This is a genomic window from Mesorhizobium sp. M8A.F.Ca.ET.208.01.1.1 (assembly GCF_004791315.1).
Lineage (GTDB): Bacteria > Pseudomonadota > Alphaproteobacteria > Rhizobiales > Rhizobiaceae > Mesorhizobium.
Map to the genome: position 1 here is coordinate 1 of NZ_SRUT01000396.1, position 285 is coordinate 285.

General features: G+C 67.4%; 1 pseudogene. It reads left to right on the forward strand.

From position 1 onward, the window contains the following. Positions 1–285 (forward strand): annotated as a pseudogene (locus tag EN851_RS35825) (DSD1 family PLP-dependent enzyme); the annotation flags it as partial.

The window sequence follows — 285 nt, forward strand, 5'->3', positions numbered from 1 at the left end:
TCGCACATCGCCAGGGCGCTTGGCACCAACCGCTTCATGACCTTCCATCCGCCGGTGACGCAGGCCGTGCTCGACGCTTTTCCCGAGGGCGATCTGCTCTACGGCAAGCCAATGCCGGTCGGCGCCGCCAGGGCAGCGCTGACCCAAGGCAGCGCCGGCTGGTGGTCGCGTGTCTGCTGGCTGATCGACGCGCCTGAGCGGCTGACCGAATATGGTGCACTCGCTTCCGCGCTCGACACCGAGTTGCGCATCGCTTTCGAGGTCGATGTCGGCCTGCATCGCGGC